This is a genomic window from Candidatus Sodalis endolongispinus (genome assembly GCF_018777395.1).
Lineage (GTDB): Bacteria > Pseudomonadota > Gammaproteobacteria > Enterobacterales > Enterobacteriaceae > Sodalis_B > Sodalis_B endolongispinus.
On sequence record NZ_JAFJYC010000002.1, the window covers coordinates 126,253 to 143,454 of the forward strand.

The window sequence follows — 17,202 nt, forward strand, 5'->3', positions numbered from 1 at the left end:
CCCGCGCCTTGCTCCACATCCCTGGCATCGTCTGACCACCGCGGCGGCGGTCGCGGCCTTTACCGCAACGCCGCGCCATCAGGGTGGCAACCGCGTTCACCCGCAGGGCCCGACAACAGACGCGGTCGCCTCGCACCAGAAGTAAAGCCAACAAGGTGAACGCAGTTGGTCGGACCAAATTAGTAAATTTCCATATATGCCACATAAAGGTAATCTTTATTTAACAAATGGCAACGCCTCAGGCGACATAAAGCGTTTATTCACAATGCATGTCACACTTTTTTGCCTTTGGTCGGACCAAAAACGCACCTGGCAGCGTGGCGTGTAGCGCTGTTCAGCGCTTTTTACCGGTGGATGACTTTATTAAGCTTTTTTTGTCCTTTGACAGCGCAAAGCAACTGCCGGAGCTTAAGATCACCTCACTTTTAGGGAATCACTATGTTTCACTTTACCTTTGGCCGCCGCGGTGCGCTGCTTGCGCTGCTATTCATGTTAGGAATCGGAGCGCAGGCCGCGGCGCGGGCGGAAGTTACGCTCCGTATCGGCTATCAAAAATCCTCCACCTTGATGTCATTATTGAAACTGCAAGGCACGCTGGAACAACGCCTGGCGCAGCAGGGCGTGAAAATCAGCTGGTATGAATTTTCAAGCGGCCTCCCGTTATTGGAGGCGCTGAATATTTGCCATGTGGATATTTCCGCCGATGTGGCCGACACCGTGCCGGTCTTCGCCCAGGCGGCGGGGGCGGACTTGACCTATTTCGCCCGCGAGGAACCTTCACCGAACGCACAAGCCATTTTGGTCGCCCGGGATTCGCCGCTTAAGACGTTGGCGGACCTAAAAGGGAAACGCATCGCGGTGACCAAGGCGGCCGGCAGCCATTATCTTCTAATCGCCGCGCTGGAAAAGGCGCAGTTGACCTTTAAAGATATTACACCGGCCTATCTGACCCCGGCGGATGGTCTGGCGGCGTTTCAGACCGGCAAGGTAGATGCCTGGGTGACCTGGGAACCTTTTGTCTCCAGCGCCGAACGCCGGCAAAATGCCCGCGTGTTGGCCGGCGGTCAGGGACTCGTCAGCTACCAGCGTTATTATCTGTCCTCCAGCGCCTTTGCCAAACAGCATCCCGAGGTGCTGGCGTTGATTTACCGCCAACTGACGCAGTCCGGCGCCTGGGTAACCGCCCATCCCGCGCAGCTGCTGGGCCCGCTGTGGGGCAATCTTGACGCCGCTACAGTCGAGCAGGCCAACGCGCATCGCAGCTACCGCGTGGTGCCGGTGACCCGCGACAGTCTCGCGGAGCAGCAGCGTATTGCCGATGCCTTCACGCAGGCGTGGTTGTTGCCCAAGCGCATTGATGCGCAGGCGGTGTCCGTCTGGCAACCGCCGGCGTCCTGAGGCAGGCGTGCTGGCGCGCGCACCGACCTCTCAGCGTCGCCGCCTTGCTTCTCACTGCGGCCGGCATCCTAAGGCAGGCGCGTTGGCGCCCGCCAACGGCGGTGCTGATGGATGACGTGGTTGCCGACGCAGACTGGACAATGGCGCCCAAAAGGCTAAACTGAGCACTGTGTATTCATACAAAGCTTAGCCATGACATTGGATCTTTTTGAAGACGCGACGCCACCGCCCTGGCGGGAAACGATCGCGCCGGGGGCGGTGGTGCTGCACGGTTTCGTGCACGAACAGGGGGCTGAACTGCTGGCGGCGGTGCAGTCTGTCGTGGCCGAGGTGCCATGGCGACATATGACCACGCCGGGGGGCTATACCATGTCGGTGGCGATGAGCTGGTGCGGCCACGGCTGGAACAGCGACAATCATGGTTATCGCTATACGCAGCGTAACCCGCGCAACGGCCATCCCTGGCCGCCGATCCCGGCCATCCTGATGGCGCTGGTGGAGGAAGCAGCACAGCAGGCGGGTTTTGCCCGCTTTGTGCCCGATGCCTGCTTAATGAACCGCTACGATGTCGGCAGTAAACTTTCTTTGCACCAGGATAAAGACGAACATGACTTTGGCGCGCCAATCGTGTCGGTCTCCTTGGGCCTGCCCGCGGTGTTTCAGTTCGGCGGTCTACAGCGCGGCGATCCAGCGCAACGTATCCCGCTGGCCCATGGCGACGTGGTGGTATGGGGCGGCCCTGCGCGGCTTCGCTTCCACGGTATTTTGCCGATTAAAGCCGGCTCTCATTCCCTCGTAGGGCCGCATCGTATTAATATTACGCTACGTAAAGCGCTCTAGGCCGCCGGGCAGGCGCTGCAAAAAGGTCAACGATGCAGGATATTTCCCGAACTGAGGCCAAGCCCGGCCGATTTTTTGTGCCGATCCCCGCTCTGCGCACCTGCCCGGACGCCACGCGGGCGGAAGAGGGGATGTATCCGATTGCCGCTGCCGGGCAGGCCGTCGCGCAACTGTGGCAGACATCGCAATCGCTAGTGGCGCCGGCCAGCTACCGCCGCTTTGCCGGCTTTGAGCGGGTTTGCCATGACTTAGCCGCCGCCGGCTGCCCAGTACTGCTGCGTAAATCCGGCGGCGGGCTGGTGCCGCAAGGGCCGGGCATCATTAATCTCAGCCTGGCATACCCGACGGCGCGCGCGTTTGGCGATGCCGCCGAGGAGGTGTACCTCCATTTGTGCGGGATCTTGTCCTATGGGTTGGCGCGGCTGGGCATTACCACCGGCTGTCAGGCGGTGGCGGGCTCTTTTTGCGATGGGCGCTATAACCTCGCCTGCGGCAGCGGGGCGCAGGCGCGCAAAATTGCCGGGACCGCGCAGTATTGGCGCGCCGCGTCGTATGCCGATGGTCGGGGGGAACGGCGTCATGTTGTGCTGGCCCATGCGCTGCTGTTGGTTGAGTGTGATCTTCTCGTCGCCCACCGTCTCGCTAATGAATTTGAATCGCGCTTAGGCACCGGCCGCGTATATCAGGTAGAAAAAACCGTCAGCGTGGCGCAATGTCTAAATGTGCATTCGTCCGACTTGCCCGGCAAGCTAACAGAAGCCTTAATACAGCAATTAACGAACCAGCCGGCGCCTATTTAGCGTCCGGTTACGAAGGCGTGCTAATTTCAACTCTATCCGACCAAAAAAAGAACTTTAGCACGCCTTTGGCTAGCGCCAACTCAGTGTCAGTAAACGTCATTGGCTTAAGGTTTGTCGAGCATCTGCCTACGGTGGTTAGCTATGCACCACATGGTCATAGCGAGGGGAATTGATCCACAAGCACAATATATTTTGACGGTTTTCCAGTAGGGGCGTCTCTTTTGCAAACCGATTCCTAAGGCATCCGACGCGCGGCAAACATACCATCACCCGCGAGGACGATAAGTAACGCAGCGTTAAAATGGCTACGACAATAAGAACGGGTTCATTATAGGAAAAATGCGCAAGGAAGAATGTGCGAAACATTTTATTACCATTTTTTTGCCCAAGTGTCAGCCAACCTAGCCGTCGGGACCTTTGTTGCTAACATTCCATCACTATCCTAGCGACAATCAAGATAGATTATCTCTCATCAGCCTCGTTTCCAGAAGGATTGCACTCCTTTTTTAGTCGCTGAAGATCTTTTTTATGTTGAAGCCCACTACTAATTCAGATTTGTTCGCCTTGTATGTCAATGCAGAACATGCGATATAATACCAGTATTTGATTTGTGGTTATAAGATTATCTCTGAATCGGGAAAAAGAATGTGGCTTAAAACATGCTCATGCCTCATTGAAGAAGAATGCTGTTTATTGGCCGGCATGGGTGAAAAGTAGTACAGACTTACGACTAGATATTCGAGTGGTTTGCAGAAATATTAACTTTATTAAGGTGTATGTGGGATGGATAAAAATAGAGAGCGTGATATTCAGATAGATATCATGAGAGATTTAGGACTGGTGTTAATCGTCTTAGCGCATGTATCACCACCCGGCATAATTTTTAATTTAAGAGTTTTCGATGTCCCAATGATGGTTTTTGTGTCAGGTATGTCGTTCTTGGCATCAGGTAAGACAAATATAAATGTCAAAGACTATGTAATTTCAAGAACCAGAAGGATGGTGGTACCCTTATGGTTTTTTCTTACGTTGCTGTTTCTGATTGTGTATTTTTTCAAAATTGATGCTTTGACAAATATGCTTACACCAAAGAAAATTTTATACTCTTATCTGATGTATTCAGGGATTTGTTATGTATGAATTATACGAATTTTCCTTATTATTGCGCTATTGGCTCCATTTTATTCTTTTCTGGCAAGAAAAATGAATAATACTCAAATTATTCTTTTTATTACATCTGTTGGTTTTTTCTCGCTAAATTTACATTACCTCACTAAAAATGTTGCAGGCGTGAATGTCATATTTTCCGAGTTCATCATCCCCGCGGCTTCCTATGGTGATTGCTTTGTTTTTGGTTATTGCTTTAAAAATTTTCAACGAAGGATTATTGGCTAATAATATTTATTTCTCTAATTTACATAATCATTGTGGAAATTGTCAGCTTGGTGGTTAAGGGTCGAATCATGGCGCCGCAAAGTTTTAAGTATCCTCCAAATTCAATTTACTTGTTTTATGCATGTTTTGTTATATCCTGTATTATGATTGTCCTGCCTAATATAAAGATATCAAGTAGGTATTTTATCCGTGTGGTTGTTTTTATATCATCAAACACGATGTGGTTATATTTCCTTCATATTCCCATTGTCGAGTATATGCGCCATTCTAGCGCTAGCGCGCCAGACAATTTTGTTATGCGATGGGCGATGGCTTTGTTGTTCCACATCTCCTTTTTCATTGTCCAGCGATTCATCTTGCTACGCCTGGCCGCCAAAATGACCAACAAAGGCACAGCAAAGTTCATTGTTCAGACTTTTACCGGTTGATTTTTGATTAAAAAGAGCCGTAAAGCCGTTCTTTCAACCGCAAAAAACCGGCTTCCTTAGCATCGGCATAGACCTAGCATGTGCAGCAAAAATGAAGCCGTGTGAATTGGTCGGTGTCCGAAAGTCCTAAGATTTCCTTGGAACGCCGAGCTCCATTTTCAACCATGGCCTATCTCCGTTGCTGGCACTGATTCATGGCAAAGGCCGAAGGCGTTCGGTAATACCGCGATCATGACGCCGAGCTTTGACTCAGGCCTGTCTGCAAGCGCATCAAACAGACAGTCTGGCGCAATAATTTGCGCCAGGTTTGGACATCTATAAGCCAATGGCTATGACGCTACAGTTCTTCTATTTGAGGAGAATCACTTAACAACGGCTTGGCCAGATAATACCGCGTAAATTGATGGGCGTAGCCCGCGAGACGGCCGTAAGTGCGATAGCCCAGTTTTTGGTAAAAGCCCAGCGCCTGGAAACTAAAGGTGTCCAGGTAGGCCTGATGGCAGCCGCGCGCAATGGCCTCCGCTTCCGCCTGCTGAATTAATCGTCTGCCGAGTCCACCATAGCGATACTGTTCATCAATCCATAGATATTGTATTTCAAGCGACCCCCACCAGGTGCTGGCGAGCAGCCCGGCGATAATATTGCCGGCCTCTGCGGTTAACGTTAAGCGTAACGGACGCATATCCACGGCCTCGAATTGGGCACTATGCGACCACAATTGCTGTTGAATAAACTTTTCTTCCGCGTCGTCGGCCACGTCGCTAATATGAATAAAGTGGTTGTCCTGTTTCATGTAATTGGCTGCCTAAAATAACGGTGATAACTGGTAAATAATGCTGGATGTGAAAATGATTTTATTATTCTCGCCGCAAGGCCTACCGTTGAAAATAGGAAGGCGGCGAGCGAAATCTCAGGCGCAATGTGTTGCGCTGGCCTGACGTCAGTTTTGCTTTTAACGCAGCTAAACGATGACGCCTGAGCCTGCGCGCGTCAATAAGTAACGAATGCTGGCTGAGGGGAGCGTTATCGCGGCTGTGCCGAGCAGAGGGGGGCAAAGCTGCCTATGCCCCTCGCCGCGACCCACATCGGAACACGCGCCGGCAATCTGCCAGCGTGGTTAATAAGGGGGCAGCGCATCTGCTGCGCCAGCGGCGAAAATTTGCTAACGTCATAGCCGACCACCACCGCGTAGAGGAGAGTAATCATGGCCAGTTTGACGGCGAAAGATTTTCATCCCGACCTGCTTGAGCTGTATGACTATTACGCCCACGGTAAGATAACCAAACGCGAATTTCTGGCCAAGGCGGCAAAATACGCCGTGGGTGGCCTGACGGCGGCATCTATTCTATCGCTGATGAGTCCCAATTACGCCATCGCCGAGCAGGTGGAATTTACCGACCCGGCCATTGTAGCGGATTATCTCAACTATCCTTCGCCGCAGGGCCACGGCCAGGTGCGCGGCTATTTTGTCCGCCCAACAAAGGCGGCCGGCCCGACCGCCGCAGTGGTCGTGGTTCACGAGAACCGCGGGCTTAACCCTTATATTGAGGACGTCGCGCGCCGTCTGGCCAAAGCGGGGTTTATCGCGTTGGCCCCCGACGGGCTGAGTTCGGTGGGCGGTTATCCCGGCAATGATGAGAAAGGACGGGAATTGCAGGCCCAGGTGGATCCGGTGAAGCTGATGAATGATTTTTTCGCCGCGATAGACTTTTTAAAGGCGCATCCGGCCGGCAGCGGCAAGGTGGGTATCACCGGGTTTTGCTATGGCGGCGGCGTGGCGAATGCGGCCGCCGTGGCCTATTCCGAACTGGCTGCGGCGGTGCCCTTCTACGGCCGTCAGCCGAGGGCGGAGGACGTGCCGCGCATCCAGGCGCCTTTGCTTTTGCATTATGCCGAACGGGACAGCGCCATTACCGACGGATGGCCGGCCTATGAGGCGGCCCTGAAAGCCACGGGAAAGACCTACCAGGCCTTTATCTATCCCGGCGTTAATCACGGTTTTCATAACGACTCGACGCCGCTCTATGATAAGCCGGCGGCGGAGCTCGCCTGGCAGCGAACGCTGGACTGGTTCCGGCGTTATCTGGTTTGACGCGCGGGGGAGAGGGACAGCCGAAGACGCCCCGGGCGGGGCGCCTTCGGGGTGAGGGTTACAGCGCCGTTTCGCGCCAGGCGGTATACAGTAGCGAATCCTCAAGCGCCAGGGCCGACAGCGGGATGAGTTCTCCCGCCGGGACATCCTGCGTCAGGGTTTTTTTGGCCAGCAGGTAAAAGGGCGCCACGCCCTGGGCGTCGGATTTCGCCAGCGGCCGTGCGCTTACGTGGTCGATGGTATGGTGGTGCCCGCCCATCGTCAGCGTTTCCCCTTTGGCCAGCGGGCGCTCCGCGTAACCGGCCATGACCGCATGCACTTGCTGATCGTGGGCGCCGGAGGGACGATGGTGCAGCACGGCCGAGAAGAGACTGATGGGCGATTCCAGCCCCATGATGTGGTAGGGCAGATACAGCGCGGCATAGCGCCGATTGCGGATGACCACATGGCCTTTTTCCGCCAGCATCTTCCAGGTTTCTTCGTCGTCGCAACGCACCACGATAAATACGCCGCCGCCGAAGCTGGCTTCGTCGTGGCGACGCAGACAGTTAAACACATCCACCACGCCGGTTTGGGTCAGAATGCCGCCGTCCTCGCGCGGGATAAAGATGTCCGCCAGCTCATGGATATGGCAAAGCGGGTAATTCAGCGTCGGGGTGGCCGGAACAAAGCCGAGAGAGTTGGCCACCACGTTCATTTCACAATAATCTGGGGTGGCGCTCTGCGGCAGCATCGCCAGCGCTTCGCTGCGCAGACGCAGCGCGTATCTGCCACATTCTGTTCTGGCAGAGACCACCGCGCGGACAGCTGCGGTACCTCGACGGTTTTATCGGTATAGTCCAGACGGCCGCTGTCCTGATGATAAATGTAGTCATATTCGCTGGATTTACCGGCGGCAATGACCTCCAGGCCCAACACTTTCGCCCAGGTATAAAGACCAATCAAATTGCTGGGTTGATCGCCGTCTACCGTGGTGTAAACGGCATTATGCTGTGCCGCCAGACGATTCAGCCAGGGGCCGGCCACCGAGTCGGTTTCTTTGCTGACCATGCCGACATGGATACCGCGCTTAAGCGCCGTCACGGCGATGTCGATGCTTACCTCGGGCTTGCCGGTGGCCTCGACCACCGTATCGAACTCCAGCGCCGATAAAAGCTGGTAATCGCTGATGATCGCCAGTTCACCGTCCTGTTGGCGGCGGCGCACGTCCTGCTCCGACGTACAAACGCGGTTATCCTGGTCGCGGTAGCGCAGGGCGCTTAATAACGCGCGGGTACCGTCGGTATTCAGGTCGCACAGCGCGACAATATCTATCGCCGGAATAGCGCGGCATTGCGCCAGCAGTGAGCGGGCGAAGCCGCCGCTGGCGCCGGTCACGGCGATGCGGACTCGGCGCTTACCCAGCGCGTCAAACAATAAATGGTAATTCATGGTAATACCTCGTTATTAGGCAATCGGTAAATTCAGTAGCAACACCAGCAGCAGACCCAGCAGCGACTGGAAGGACACCAGCAACGTCCAGCTTTTCAGCGTCTGGCTTACGGTGAGGCGGAAATATTCTTTGAACAGCCAGAAGCCGGAATCGTTGACGTGCGACAGCATCAAGCCGCCGGTGCTGGTGGCTAACACCAGTAATTCCAGATTAACGCCGCTATTCGCAGCCAGCGGCGCGACGATACCGGCGGTGGTGACCACCGCAACCGTGGCGGAGACGATGGCGATACGGATAAGGGCCGCGACCAGCCAGGCCAGGACCAGTGGCGAGATATTCCAGTGCACCGCCCAGTCAGCGATAAGCGTGCTGACGTGGGTGGCTAACAGCATTTCTTTAAAACCGCCGCCGGCGCCCAGAATCAGGATCACCGCCGCGGCCGGCCCCAGGCTTTTACCAAGGATTTTCTGCAATTGCTGCATACTGTAGCCGGAGCGCACGCCGAGGGCGTACAGGGAAAACAGCACCGCCACCAGTAAAGAGACAATCGGATCGCCGACGGCATTAATCAGCTGCGCCAACGGATTTTCCGGCGCGACAGCGTGGCCCAGCAGCGTGCGGGTCATCATCAGCAGCGGCGGCAGCAGGATGGTAAACATCGACAGGGCGAACGACGGCTCGCGTTTGCCTTCGGTATGGGCAGTCGGCGGCGCGACAGGTTGTTCGTCGGTGCCCGTGTGGCTGAGCTCAGGGAAATATTTCATCGCCAGATGGGTAAAGACCGGCACGGAAAGAATGGCCATCGGTACCGCGACAAACAGGCCGTAAAACATCGCCATGCCCGCATCGGTATGATAGGTGGTCATCGCCAGCGTCGGTGCCGGGTGTGGCAGCAGCAGACCGTGGGCGACATACAGCCCGGCCGCCATCGGGATACCGACGCGCATCAACGGGGTTTTGGTGCGTTGGGCGATGGCATACACCAGCGGAACCAACATCACGAAACTCACATCGAACAGATGGGGCAGGCCGATTATCAGTGCCGCCACGCAAATGGTGGCAGGGATCGTCCGGGTCGGCCCCAGGCGGATAAACGTATTGGCTATTTTATCAGCACCGCCGGTTTCCAGCAGCACGCCGCCGAGCATGGTGCCCAAACCGACCACCAGACCCGTGGAGGCCAGCACGCCGCCAAACCCTTTTTCAAAGCTTTTAATCGTGGTCACCTGCGATAGACCGGCGGCAATGCCCAGAAATCCCGCCGCGATAATCAACGCCAAAAACGGGTGAAATTTAAACCGGGTTATCAGGATGATTAATACCGCTATAGAGCATATTAACCACAGAAATTGTGTATAATCAAAATGCATATGTCCTCCTGACCCGCAGGGTACAGGCCATGATAATGAATGAATTTATTCGGCGCCGTCGCGTGCGCTTGTTATTAGGATTCCACTGTGTGGTGATTCAGCTCTTTACCACATGCAGGTTAATAGCAAGTTGTTTAATTTTTTCCTGTATTTCCTCCGGCAATAAATCATCGTGAATAATGTCGTCAAATACCTGCAGCGGACAAATATTAAACATGCCGTATTTGCTGCTGTCTGACACCAGCACGCTGCGGCGTGAACTGGCCAACGCCGCCTGTTTCACCAGCGCCTTCCCCTCATCGGGGGTAGACAGACCGTGTTCGATATCCCATGAACTGGTGCTAATAAACGCGATATCCAGATTCAGCCCGCGAATAAAGGCGGCCGCGCTGTTACCGATACAAGATCGGTTGCGGCGATCCACCTGCCCGCCGGTATGAAAGAACGTGATATGCTGACGCTCCATCAGATAGTCACCAATCGTGAAATCGTTGGTTACTATCGTCACTTTTTTAATTGGTCCGCGATACTGCGCGCGATTTCATAGGTGGTGGTGCCGGCATCAAAATAAATAACCTGCCCGAATTCCACCAGTTTTTCCGCCATCCGCGCGATATTACGCTTGCTCAGATGATGTAATTGCGCTTTTTCCTGCCAGGGTAATTCTTGCTTGAGCGCCTCGTTTAATTTTGCGCCACCGCTGATAATGGTGACTTTGCCGTCTTTTTCCAGCATCTGAATATCGTGGCGAATGGTCATATGCGAGACATTCAATAACTGTGCCAGCGCCGAAAAAGTCACGTAGGCGTGCTGGTAAAGATAGCTGTAAATAAAACTCTGTCGCTCTTCTGGCAGCATGTCGATTTCCGTTATGCATGGCGTTTAAACGTGATGTCCAACTCGTGGATCTGTTCCGGGGTCAGCGTCACCATGCCGTGGGGCAGCAGGGTGAAATATAACCGCGCGGTATCTTCCAGCTCCTCGGCGTTGAACACCGCTTCCCGCAGGCTGCCCGCCGCCGACCACCGGCCCGTGATTGGCCAGCAGCATGGCATTATGGCGTGGCGCCAGCGCGCCTATCTCCTCAGCCAGCCCCGGATCTCCCTGGCGGAAGTAGGGCACCAGCGGCAATGACCCGACGCGCATCACGTAATAGGGCGTGATCGGCGGCAGACAGTTAGCGGCGTCCAGCCCCGGCAAGCATGACAGCTCGGTCAACGACGGCGAATGCAGATGCACCACTCCGCCGGTTTGCGGGCGCTGTTGATAGAACGCCCGGTGCATAACCGCTTCCTTTGACGGTTTATCGCCCGCGACCCACTCTCCCTGTTCATCCAATTTACTCAGACGTTGTGCGTCGAGCGCGCCGAAACTGGAGTTGGTCGGTGTAACCAGAAAGCCCCCGTCGGGCAGACGACAACTGATATTCCCGGCACCGCAGCTGCTATAACCGCGCATAAACAGCGAATGGGCCAGGGAGACCATCTGCTCGCGTAATTCGGCTTCAGTCATGATAAAGTTCCTGTGCTTTACTGAAAAAATCGGGATCGCCAAAATTGCCTGATTTCAGCGCCAGCCACAGCGGTCGCTGCAAATCTCGCACCAAGGGGACGCCCGGCGCGATGGTTTGTCCGAGGTCGAAGCCCGTCACGCCAAGCTGTTGAGCGATCAAACTGGAGGTTTCGACGCCGGCGACGATAAATTTGCAAAAGCCCTGCTGGCACAGCAGCGTGGCGATACGGGCGAAGCAGGCTTCGATCATGGCGCCGATATCCTCGCCGGGATAGCGCTGGCGCAGGCGCTGTACCTCGTCGGGCGCGTCGGTGGCATACAGCAGCGGCGCGGTGGCGTCGGGCTGGTCGCGTACCCACTCGGCCAGCGCGCGGGCATAAGCGTCGGGGTCGTGACGACAGCGGTCGATATCCAGCGCCGGTGCCTGTTGCCGGTAGCGTGCCACCTGCTGATTGGTCATTTGCGAGCAACTGCCGGACAGGACAACGCCGCGACCCGCGCGGGGCGGCGTCTCCTGCGGTTGCGTCGCGGCGCGCTGGCCGGTGGCGTGAGCGGCAATGGCGCCGCCCAACCCTGAGCCGCCGGTCAGCAGCACCGACGCGGGCAGCGCGGCAGCGAGCGCCGCTAAATCCTGACTGTCGAGCGTGTCGGCCACCACATAGCGGCACCCTTGCTGTTGCAGTGTTTCCAGATGCTGGCGTATGGCCGCTTGCCCATGACGGATGCAGGCGAGAGGCAGCAGGCCGGTCTGCCACGCAGACTGGGCATCCATCAGACGCAGCAGATTGGCGTCGGTCATCGGCGTCACGGGATGATGGCGCAGGCTGGATTCACTCAGCAACTGGTCGAAAACAAAGAGGTAACCGTGCACCACCGTCCGGCCATTGACCGGCAGCGCAGGGCACAGGACGGCCAACGGTTGGCCGGTTTCCGCCAACAGGGCATCCGTCACCGGACCAATGTTGCCGTGCGCCGTGGAATCAAAAGTGGAACAATATTTAAAATAGAGCTGGTCACAGCCCTGCTCACGCAGCCAGCGCGCGCCTTGCAGCGACAGTGCCACCGCCTCAGTCGCCGGGCAGGAGCGGGTTTTCAGCGAGATGACCACCGCATCGGCCGGGGTCGACAATGGCTGTGTCGGCACGCCGTTCAACTGAACAACCCGCCAGGCGGCGGCGATGAAACTGGCGATATCCGTCGCCCCGGTAAAATCGTCGGCGATAACGCCAAGCCTGATAGGCATGGTAGCCGTTTCCTTGCTAATGTGAGAATACGTTAAATTATGTGAGATATACTTTCACATTACCATGATGCCATTCACGAAAAATCACCTGTCCTAAAGCGGAGAGTTGGCTATTAATAATTGATTTATATATATTTTAAAAAATGAGCATCTTCACATCGTCATGTGAAAATATGATATTGCCCTTAAAAAGGGAAACTAACCAGGCCAAAAAGGCGGCGCTCAAGGCAGGTACCGGTTGGCAAAGCGGTGCTAACGCGTGAGGATACGGTCTGCGAAAGTAGGCAAGGAACCAAAGGCGAGATGATGCGCAGACTGAGTGAAAGGCCCCTGAGCGGGGCGAAAGCGGTCCCGGTGGCTCATGACGCGGCCGGCCACAGGGCATCGGACACAACAACTGCCTTGCCGACCCGGTCGCTCATCATTCCTCAGCACCAGGGCAGCATCTGGCAGCGCCGCGGCGGCGGTATCACCACACGCTTTGCCTTGTGCATCCGCACTGACGGGCAGCGGCGCGGGTTAAAGCATGGCGGTAAGTGCGTTTGCGGCCAAATAAGCGAAGCGTTACCAGCGCCTCGCACGTTCAACGAAGCTGCGCTCTTGTCGATGCCGGTTTGCGCCGCGCTCAAAGCGCCGAAGGTGGCGCCGACGTTCATAGCGTTGGGATACTGTTCCGCGACGTAGGCGAGCAGCAGCTCTTGGCTGGCGGTATCTTTTACCTCAACGACATAGTTAACGTAGCCGCTCATCAGGCTACGTCCGCCCCGTACCGACTGAACAATATTGTAAGGGCCGCCCGCCAGGTCAAATTTGGTAAAGGTGCCAATGACCTGTGGCGTGGTGTCTGCGCCGGTCAAGGTCAGTTTCAGCCTTAGCGCGTGCGTGGCGCCGGCGGTGGCGGTGATAGCAAAGCGTTCAGCCAGCGCGGCGCTGAATTTTTTTTGCATGTAATCCGCCAGCTTACGGCGCTCATCCGGTGTCAAATCATTGAATTGCGCGTCGCTGCCGCTGTATATCTCCACCGGCTCCACCTGAATGCTGCGGTACTTACTCCAGTTGACGGGGGCGGCGTATTTGAAGGGAATACGGTCGCTGTCCTCGGCGGTATTAGGCGTCAGGCGTGGCGAGGATTCAATGCCGGCATATTTTAACGGCGCGGTCGAGGAGCAGCCCGCCGCGGCGGCGACAAGGACAAACAGGCAGGTAAGGCCTAAAGCACGGAATGAATGGTTCATTTCCTTCTTCTCCGGTTGATTTTTGATGAAATATAAACAAACTGTACGGTATAATTAATATTAATTACCCCGGCGATGTCAAGCAGAGGTTTCAGGGTGAAACGGCGGTGGCGTTTGACGTGCGAGGGTACAGAGAAAAGAGCATGGCGGTTAAGGGCGGCCTCTTCCCAAGACGTTGCACACAGCTTAAACCCGAGAAAAACACAGCAGAAACATCCTATCCAGGCGCTAGGCAGCAAAAGCGCGATAAGCACAGCAGGAACATTCTATGCAGGCGCTAGGCAGCAAAAGCGCGACAAGCACAGCAGGAATATTCTATGCAGGCGCTGGTTAGCAAAAGCGCGATAAGCACAGCGGGAACATCCCATCCAGGCGCTACTCAGCAAAAGCGCGATAAGCAGTGCCGCAAGACCCTTTACTGGCGCTTAAGGTCACCGTAAGCGCCCGCGCGCTGGGCAATCCGTTAACGTCACCCTTTATTTGCGCTTGTGGCCAGAGGGCGGGGGTTTCACATCACCGCGCTTTTTAGATAATGGCCGTGGTGCCGGCGACATCAGCGCCGAAGGGGGGCACCTGTTATTGTTTCACTTACCCATCGCCATGGCGGTAGAGCAGGGGCTGTTGATCTTCAACACCGCCGTGGTGCGGGGCGGACGACGCTGCCGACTCTGCAAAAGCACCCAAGGGTGCCGCTTAGCGAAAAGGCCCGCCCGAAAGCGGGCGGGAATCTGTCAGATATGGCTACCAATTGAAAGGTAGCCGGCCAGCAAAACAACCGTTGCGCCTGTACATAGGCTAAACACTAAACGCATTATCCCTCCTCAAAACAATGATACGCATCCGCTTATTGATAGCGAACCCAGCACAACCCCTGTTAGTAACAAAGACCGGTACAGCATAACCCTCTCCATCTTAATAATTAACTGTACGGTTTAGTACATTTATTGTCTGGGCACTGTCAATGGGGTCATGAAAATTAATGGTGCAAAGCATCATGGGGGTGGCACAAGGAGGGGCCTAGCGAGCCCCCTGCAAAAACACGGCGACGGCGCTTGCAACCATTAAAGCCACCTGCTTTGCGGAATAAACCGGCAATTCGCGTTTCAGGAACAGCTCATCGGCTTCCGCCTTGACCAGCGCGGAGAACTGTTTCGCCCTTAATACCGGACAGCCGGGTGACAGATCGCCGCTTTCCATATGCCGTTGCATTAACCCCTCAAGCGCATGCATGCTCTCGCGCACGCCGGAGTCGTAGAACAGCTCACCGATATCGGAATAAGCGGCTTCGCCCACGACCATACGGTAAAGCTGCATGGCCTTCCAATCGGACGTCATGGCCCCCAGCATACCCTCGCCAAACCGCTGCAGCTTGTCTGCGAAGGTCAGCTTTTCCTGTTCGGCGCTGCTCAACTCCTGCGCGGCGCGGATAAGAAACAAAGTAGCGTAGGTACGCACGACGGCGTCGAACAGGCTTTCTTTCGAGGTATAATAGTTATACAACGTGGCCTTTGAGCCTCCCGCCCGCTTTGCCACCTCATTCATTGACGCCCGCTCGTAGCCGTGCTCGAGAAAAACGGCGGCCTAGGCGTTAAGAATGTCTGTTCGTTTCTGTTCTGTTAGCGTGCGCATATCTTATCTCCCTGTGTCAACAAGGGTAGATTAACAAAACCGGTCGGTTCATTAAAGGTAAGAGTGCGAAGAGGGTCTGTTCGCCGACAGCGCGGCCAGGTAAAGGATCCCCTCCATTTCGCCGCGGCGCGGCTCATCAACGGATCCCCTCCCGCGGAGGAGAGGGGCCCTAGAAGCGCTAGGGGGGAGCGAAAGGGGAAGCGTGAATAAAAAAGGCGACCCGGAAGGTCGCCTTTTCTTCAGCCGGGCCGGGTTACACCACTGGCGTGTTGCGAATCAGGTAATCGAAGGCGCTGAGTGAGGCTTTGGCGCCTTCGCCCGCCGCGATGATGATCTGCTTGTAAGGCACGCAGGTGCAGTCGCCGGCGGCGTAGATCCCCTTCACGCTGGTTTCACATCTGGCGTCAATGAGGATTTCGCCGGTCTGATTGCGCTCCACCGTCCCTTCCAGCCACTGCGTGTTGGGTAGCAGGCCGATTTGCACAAAAATACCCGCGACCGACAGCCGGTGCTCAGCGTCGCTGACGCGATCTTTATAACGTAAGCCGGTGAGCTTGCTGCCATCACCCTCAACTTCCAGGGTTTGAGCATTGAGACAAATAGTTACGTTGGGCAGGCTGCGCAATTTAGCCTGCAACACGGCGTCGGCGCGCATTGCCGGCGCAAACTCCAGCAGGGTGACATGCTCAACCAGCCCGGCCAAATCAATGGCCGCTTCCACGCCGGAATTGCCGCCGCCGATAACGGCCACCCGCTTGCCTTTAAACAGCGGTCCGTCACAGTGTGGACAGTAAGTGACGCCGCGGGTGCGATACAGCTCCTCGCCCGGGACATTCATATTCCGCCAGCGCGCGCCGGTGGCGATAATAAGACTACGCGCTTTCAGTCTGGCCCCGAAGGCGGTCTCAATTTGGTGCGGCTCGCCCGGAGCGGTAGCGGGGATAAGCCTGCTGGCGCTTTGCACATCAATAACATCGACATCATACTCGTCCACGTGGGCTTTCAGCGACGTGGCCAGTATGGCGCCTTCGGTTTTCGGCACCGAGATATAGTTTTCGATGTCGACGGTATCCAGTACTTGACCGCCAAAGCGCTCGCCCAACAGACCGGTGCGAATCCCCTTACGGGCCGAGTAAACCGCCGCCGCCGCGCCCGCCGGGCCGCTGCCGATGATCAATACATCATACAGCTCGCGTTGGTTAAGCGCCTGCGCCGCGCGCTGTTCCGCGCCGGTATCGATCTTATTAACGATTTCGCTCAGCGTCATCCGCCCCTGGCCAAAGGCTGCGCCGTTCATGAAAACGGCCGGAACGCCCATAATGTTACGTTCCTGTATCTCGTTTTGGAAAGCGCCGCCATCAATTGCGGTGTGGTGGATGCGCGGATTGAGAATCGCCATCAGGTTCAGGGCCTGTACCACGTCCGGGCAATTGTGGCAGGTCAGCGAGTAATAGGTTTCAAAATGAAATTCGCCGTCGAGCTGGCGGATTTGATCCAGCAGCGACTGCGCTTCCCCGCGAAGGGTGCCCGCCGGTTTGCAGCAGCGCCAGCACCAGCGAGGTAAATTCATGGCCCAGTGGCGAACCGGCGAAGCGCGGTCCGTGATCCGCACCGGGATTGGCGACCCGGAAAGACGGCTTACGCACCGGCAGGTGATTGTCTTCGCGCCAGGTCACCTTGTCCGACAATTCGGCGATATCCGTTAGCAGCCCGCGGATTTCAGAGGATTTGGCGCCGTCGTCCAGCGCGGCAACCAACTCAACCGGCTTGGTCAGTTTCTCAAGATAGGCCTTGAGTTGGGTTTTCATCGTCGTGTCAAGCATGGTCT

Annotated in this window: 11 protein-coding genes and 5 pseudogenes; 5 read left to right on the top strand and 11 right to left on the bottom strand. The window is 55.9% G+C overall.

The window, feature by feature from the left end:
• The first annotated feature begins 438 nt into the window (after positions 1-438).
• From JZM24_RS13770 to JZM24_RS13785, 4 genes are all read left to right on the top strand, one after another.
• Positions 439-1,398: an aliphatic sulfonate ABC transporter substrate-binding protein gene (locus JZM24_RS13770; protein WP_246580066.1), complete on the top strand. Its 960-nt coding sequence runs from the start codon at positions 439-441 to the stop codon at positions 1,396-1,398.
• Positions 1,399-1,590: 192 nt separating this feature from the next.
• Positions 1,591-2,238 (top strand): DNA oxidative demethylase AlkB, encoded by a 648-nt coding sequence (alkB, locus tag JZM24_RS13775; protein ID WP_215670359.1) that lies wholly within the window; start codon positions 1,591-1,593, stop codon positions 2,236-2,238.
• A gap of 32 nt (positions 2,239-2,270) precedes the next feature.
• The gene (locus tag JZM24_RS13780; protein ID WP_215670361.1) at positions 2,271-3,038 is read left to right on the top strand and encodes a lipoyl protein ligase domain-containing protein; all 768 of its coding nucleotides are present in this window, start codon (positions 2,271-2,273) and stop codon (positions 3,036-3,038) included.
• A 783-nt stretch (positions 3,039-3,821) separates the two neighbouring features.
• Positions 3,822-4,178, top strand: a complete 357-nt coding sequence (locus tag JZM24_RS13785; protein ID WP_215670363.1) for an acyltransferase family protein — start codon at positions 3,822-3,824, stop codon at positions 4,176-4,178.
• A 1,020-nt stretch (positions 4,179-5,198) separates the two neighbouring features.
• Here the strand turns inward: JZM24_RS13785 and JZM24_RS13790 are convergent.
• Entirely contained in the window at positions 5,199-5,654 is a 456-nt protein-coding gene (locus tag JZM24_RS13790) for a GNAT family N-acetyltransferase (protein ID WP_215670365.1), read from the bottom strand.
• 411 nt (positions 5,655-6,065) lie between these two features.
• Between JZM24_RS13790 and yghX the strand changes: the two genes are divergently transcribed.
• A complete protein-coding gene (gene yghX, locus JZM24_RS13795) occupies positions 6,066-6,953 on the top strand; it encodes a YghX family hydrolase (protein ID WP_215670367.1) in 888 nt (295 codons plus the stop codon).
• Between the two features lie 58 nt (positions 6,954-7,011).
• Here yghX and JZM24_RS13800 read toward each other — a convergent pair whose 3' ends face one another.
• The 10 genes and pseudogenes from JZM24_RS13800 to ahpF all read right to left on the bottom strand — a co-directional run bounded on the left by JZM24_RS13800 (position 7,012) and on the right by ahpF (position 17,197).
• Positions 7,012-7,686: a hypothetical protein gene (locus JZM24_RS13800; protein ID WP_215670369.1), complete on the bottom strand. Its 675-nt coding sequence runs from the start codon at positions 7,684-7,686 to the stop codon at positions 7,012-7,014.
• Entirely contained in the window at positions 7,647-8,384 is a 738-nt protein-coding gene (locus tag JZM24_RS13805; protein WP_215670371.1) for a hypothetical protein, read from the bottom strand. Before JZM24_RS13805 ends, JZM24_RS13800 begins: the two co-directional genes overlap by 40 nt.
• 15 nt (positions 8,385-8,399) lie before the next feature.
• Positions 8,400-9,755 (bottom strand): GntT/GntP/DsdX family permease, encoded by a 1,356-nt coding sequence (locus JZM24_RS13810; protein WP_215670373.1) that lies wholly within the window; start codon positions 9,753-9,755, stop codon positions 8,400-8,402.
• A gap of 97 nt (positions 9,756-9,852) precedes the next feature.
• Positions 9,853-10,613: pseudogene (locus JZM24_RS13815) on the bottom strand (DeoR/GlpR family DNA-binding transcription regulator).
• 11 nt (positions 10,614-10,624) lie between these two features.
• A pseudogene (gene otnC, locus JZM24_RS13820) lies at positions 10,625-11,267 on the bottom strand (3-oxo-tetronate 4-phosphate decarboxylase).
• A complete protein-coding gene (gene otnK / locus JZM24_RS13825; protein WP_312885048.1) occupies positions 11,260-12,504 on the bottom strand; it encodes a 3-oxo-tetronate kinase in 1,245 nt (414 codons plus the stop codon). The pseudogene otnC and the gene otnK overlap by 8 nt, the downstream one beginning before the upstream one ends.
• Positions 12,505-13,094: 590 nt before the next feature.
• Positions 13,095-13,745: pseudogene (locus JZM24_RS13830) on the bottom strand (DUF3313 domain-containing protein); the annotation flags it as partial.
• Positions 13,746-14,762: 1,017 nt separating this feature from the next.
• Entirely contained in the window at positions 14,763-15,200 is a 438-nt protein-coding gene (locus JZM24_RS13835; protein ID WP_312885049.1) for a TetR/AcrR family transcriptional regulator C-terminal domain-containing protein, read from the bottom strand.
• 12 nt (positions 15,201-15,212) lie between these two features.
• Positions 15,213-15,311, bottom strand: a pseudogene (locus JZM24_RS19490) (TetR/AcrR family transcriptional regulator); the annotation flags it as partial.
• A 316-nt stretch (positions 15,312-15,627) separates the two neighbouring features.
• Positions 15,628-17,197, bottom strand: a pseudogene (ahpF, locus tag JZM24_RS13840) (alkyl hydroperoxide reductase subunit F).
• Between the last annotated feature and the right edge of the window lie 5 nt (positions 17,198-17,202).

Coding starts and splice junctions, on each gene's coding strand:
- JZM24_RS13770 (WP_246580066.1), top strand. CDS start 439: ATGTTTCACTTTACCTTTGGCCGCCGCGGTGCGCTGCTTGCGCTGCTA.
- alkB (WP_215670359.1), top strand. CDS start 1,591: ATGACATTGGATCTTTTTGAAGACGCGACGCCACCGCCCTGGCGGGAA.
- JZM24_RS13780 (WP_215670361.1), top strand. CDS start 2,271: ATGCAGGATATTTCCCGAACTGAGGCCAAGCCCGGCCGATTTTTTGTG.
- JZM24_RS13785 (WP_215670363.1), top strand. CDS start 3,822: ATGGATAAAAATAGAGAGCGTGATATTCAGATAGATATCATGAGAGAT.
- JZM24_RS13790 (WP_215670365.1), bottom strand. CDS start 5,654: ATGAAACAGGACAACCACTTTATTCATATTAGCGACGTGGCCGACGAC.
- yghX (WP_215670367.1), top strand. CDS start 6,066: ATGGCCAGTTTGACGGCGAAAGATTTTCATCCCGACCTGCTTGAGCTG.
- JZM24_RS13800 (WP_215670369.1), bottom strand. CDS start 7,686: ATGCTGCCGCAGAGCGCCACCCCAGATTATTGTGAAATGAACGTGGTG.
- JZM24_RS13805 (WP_215670371.1), bottom strand. CDS start 8,384: ATGAATTACCATTTATTGTTTGACGCGCTGGGTAAGCGCCGAGTCCGC.
- JZM24_RS13810 (WP_215670373.1), bottom strand. CDS start 9,755: ATGCATTTTGATTATACACAATTTCTGTGGTTAATATGCTCTATAGCG.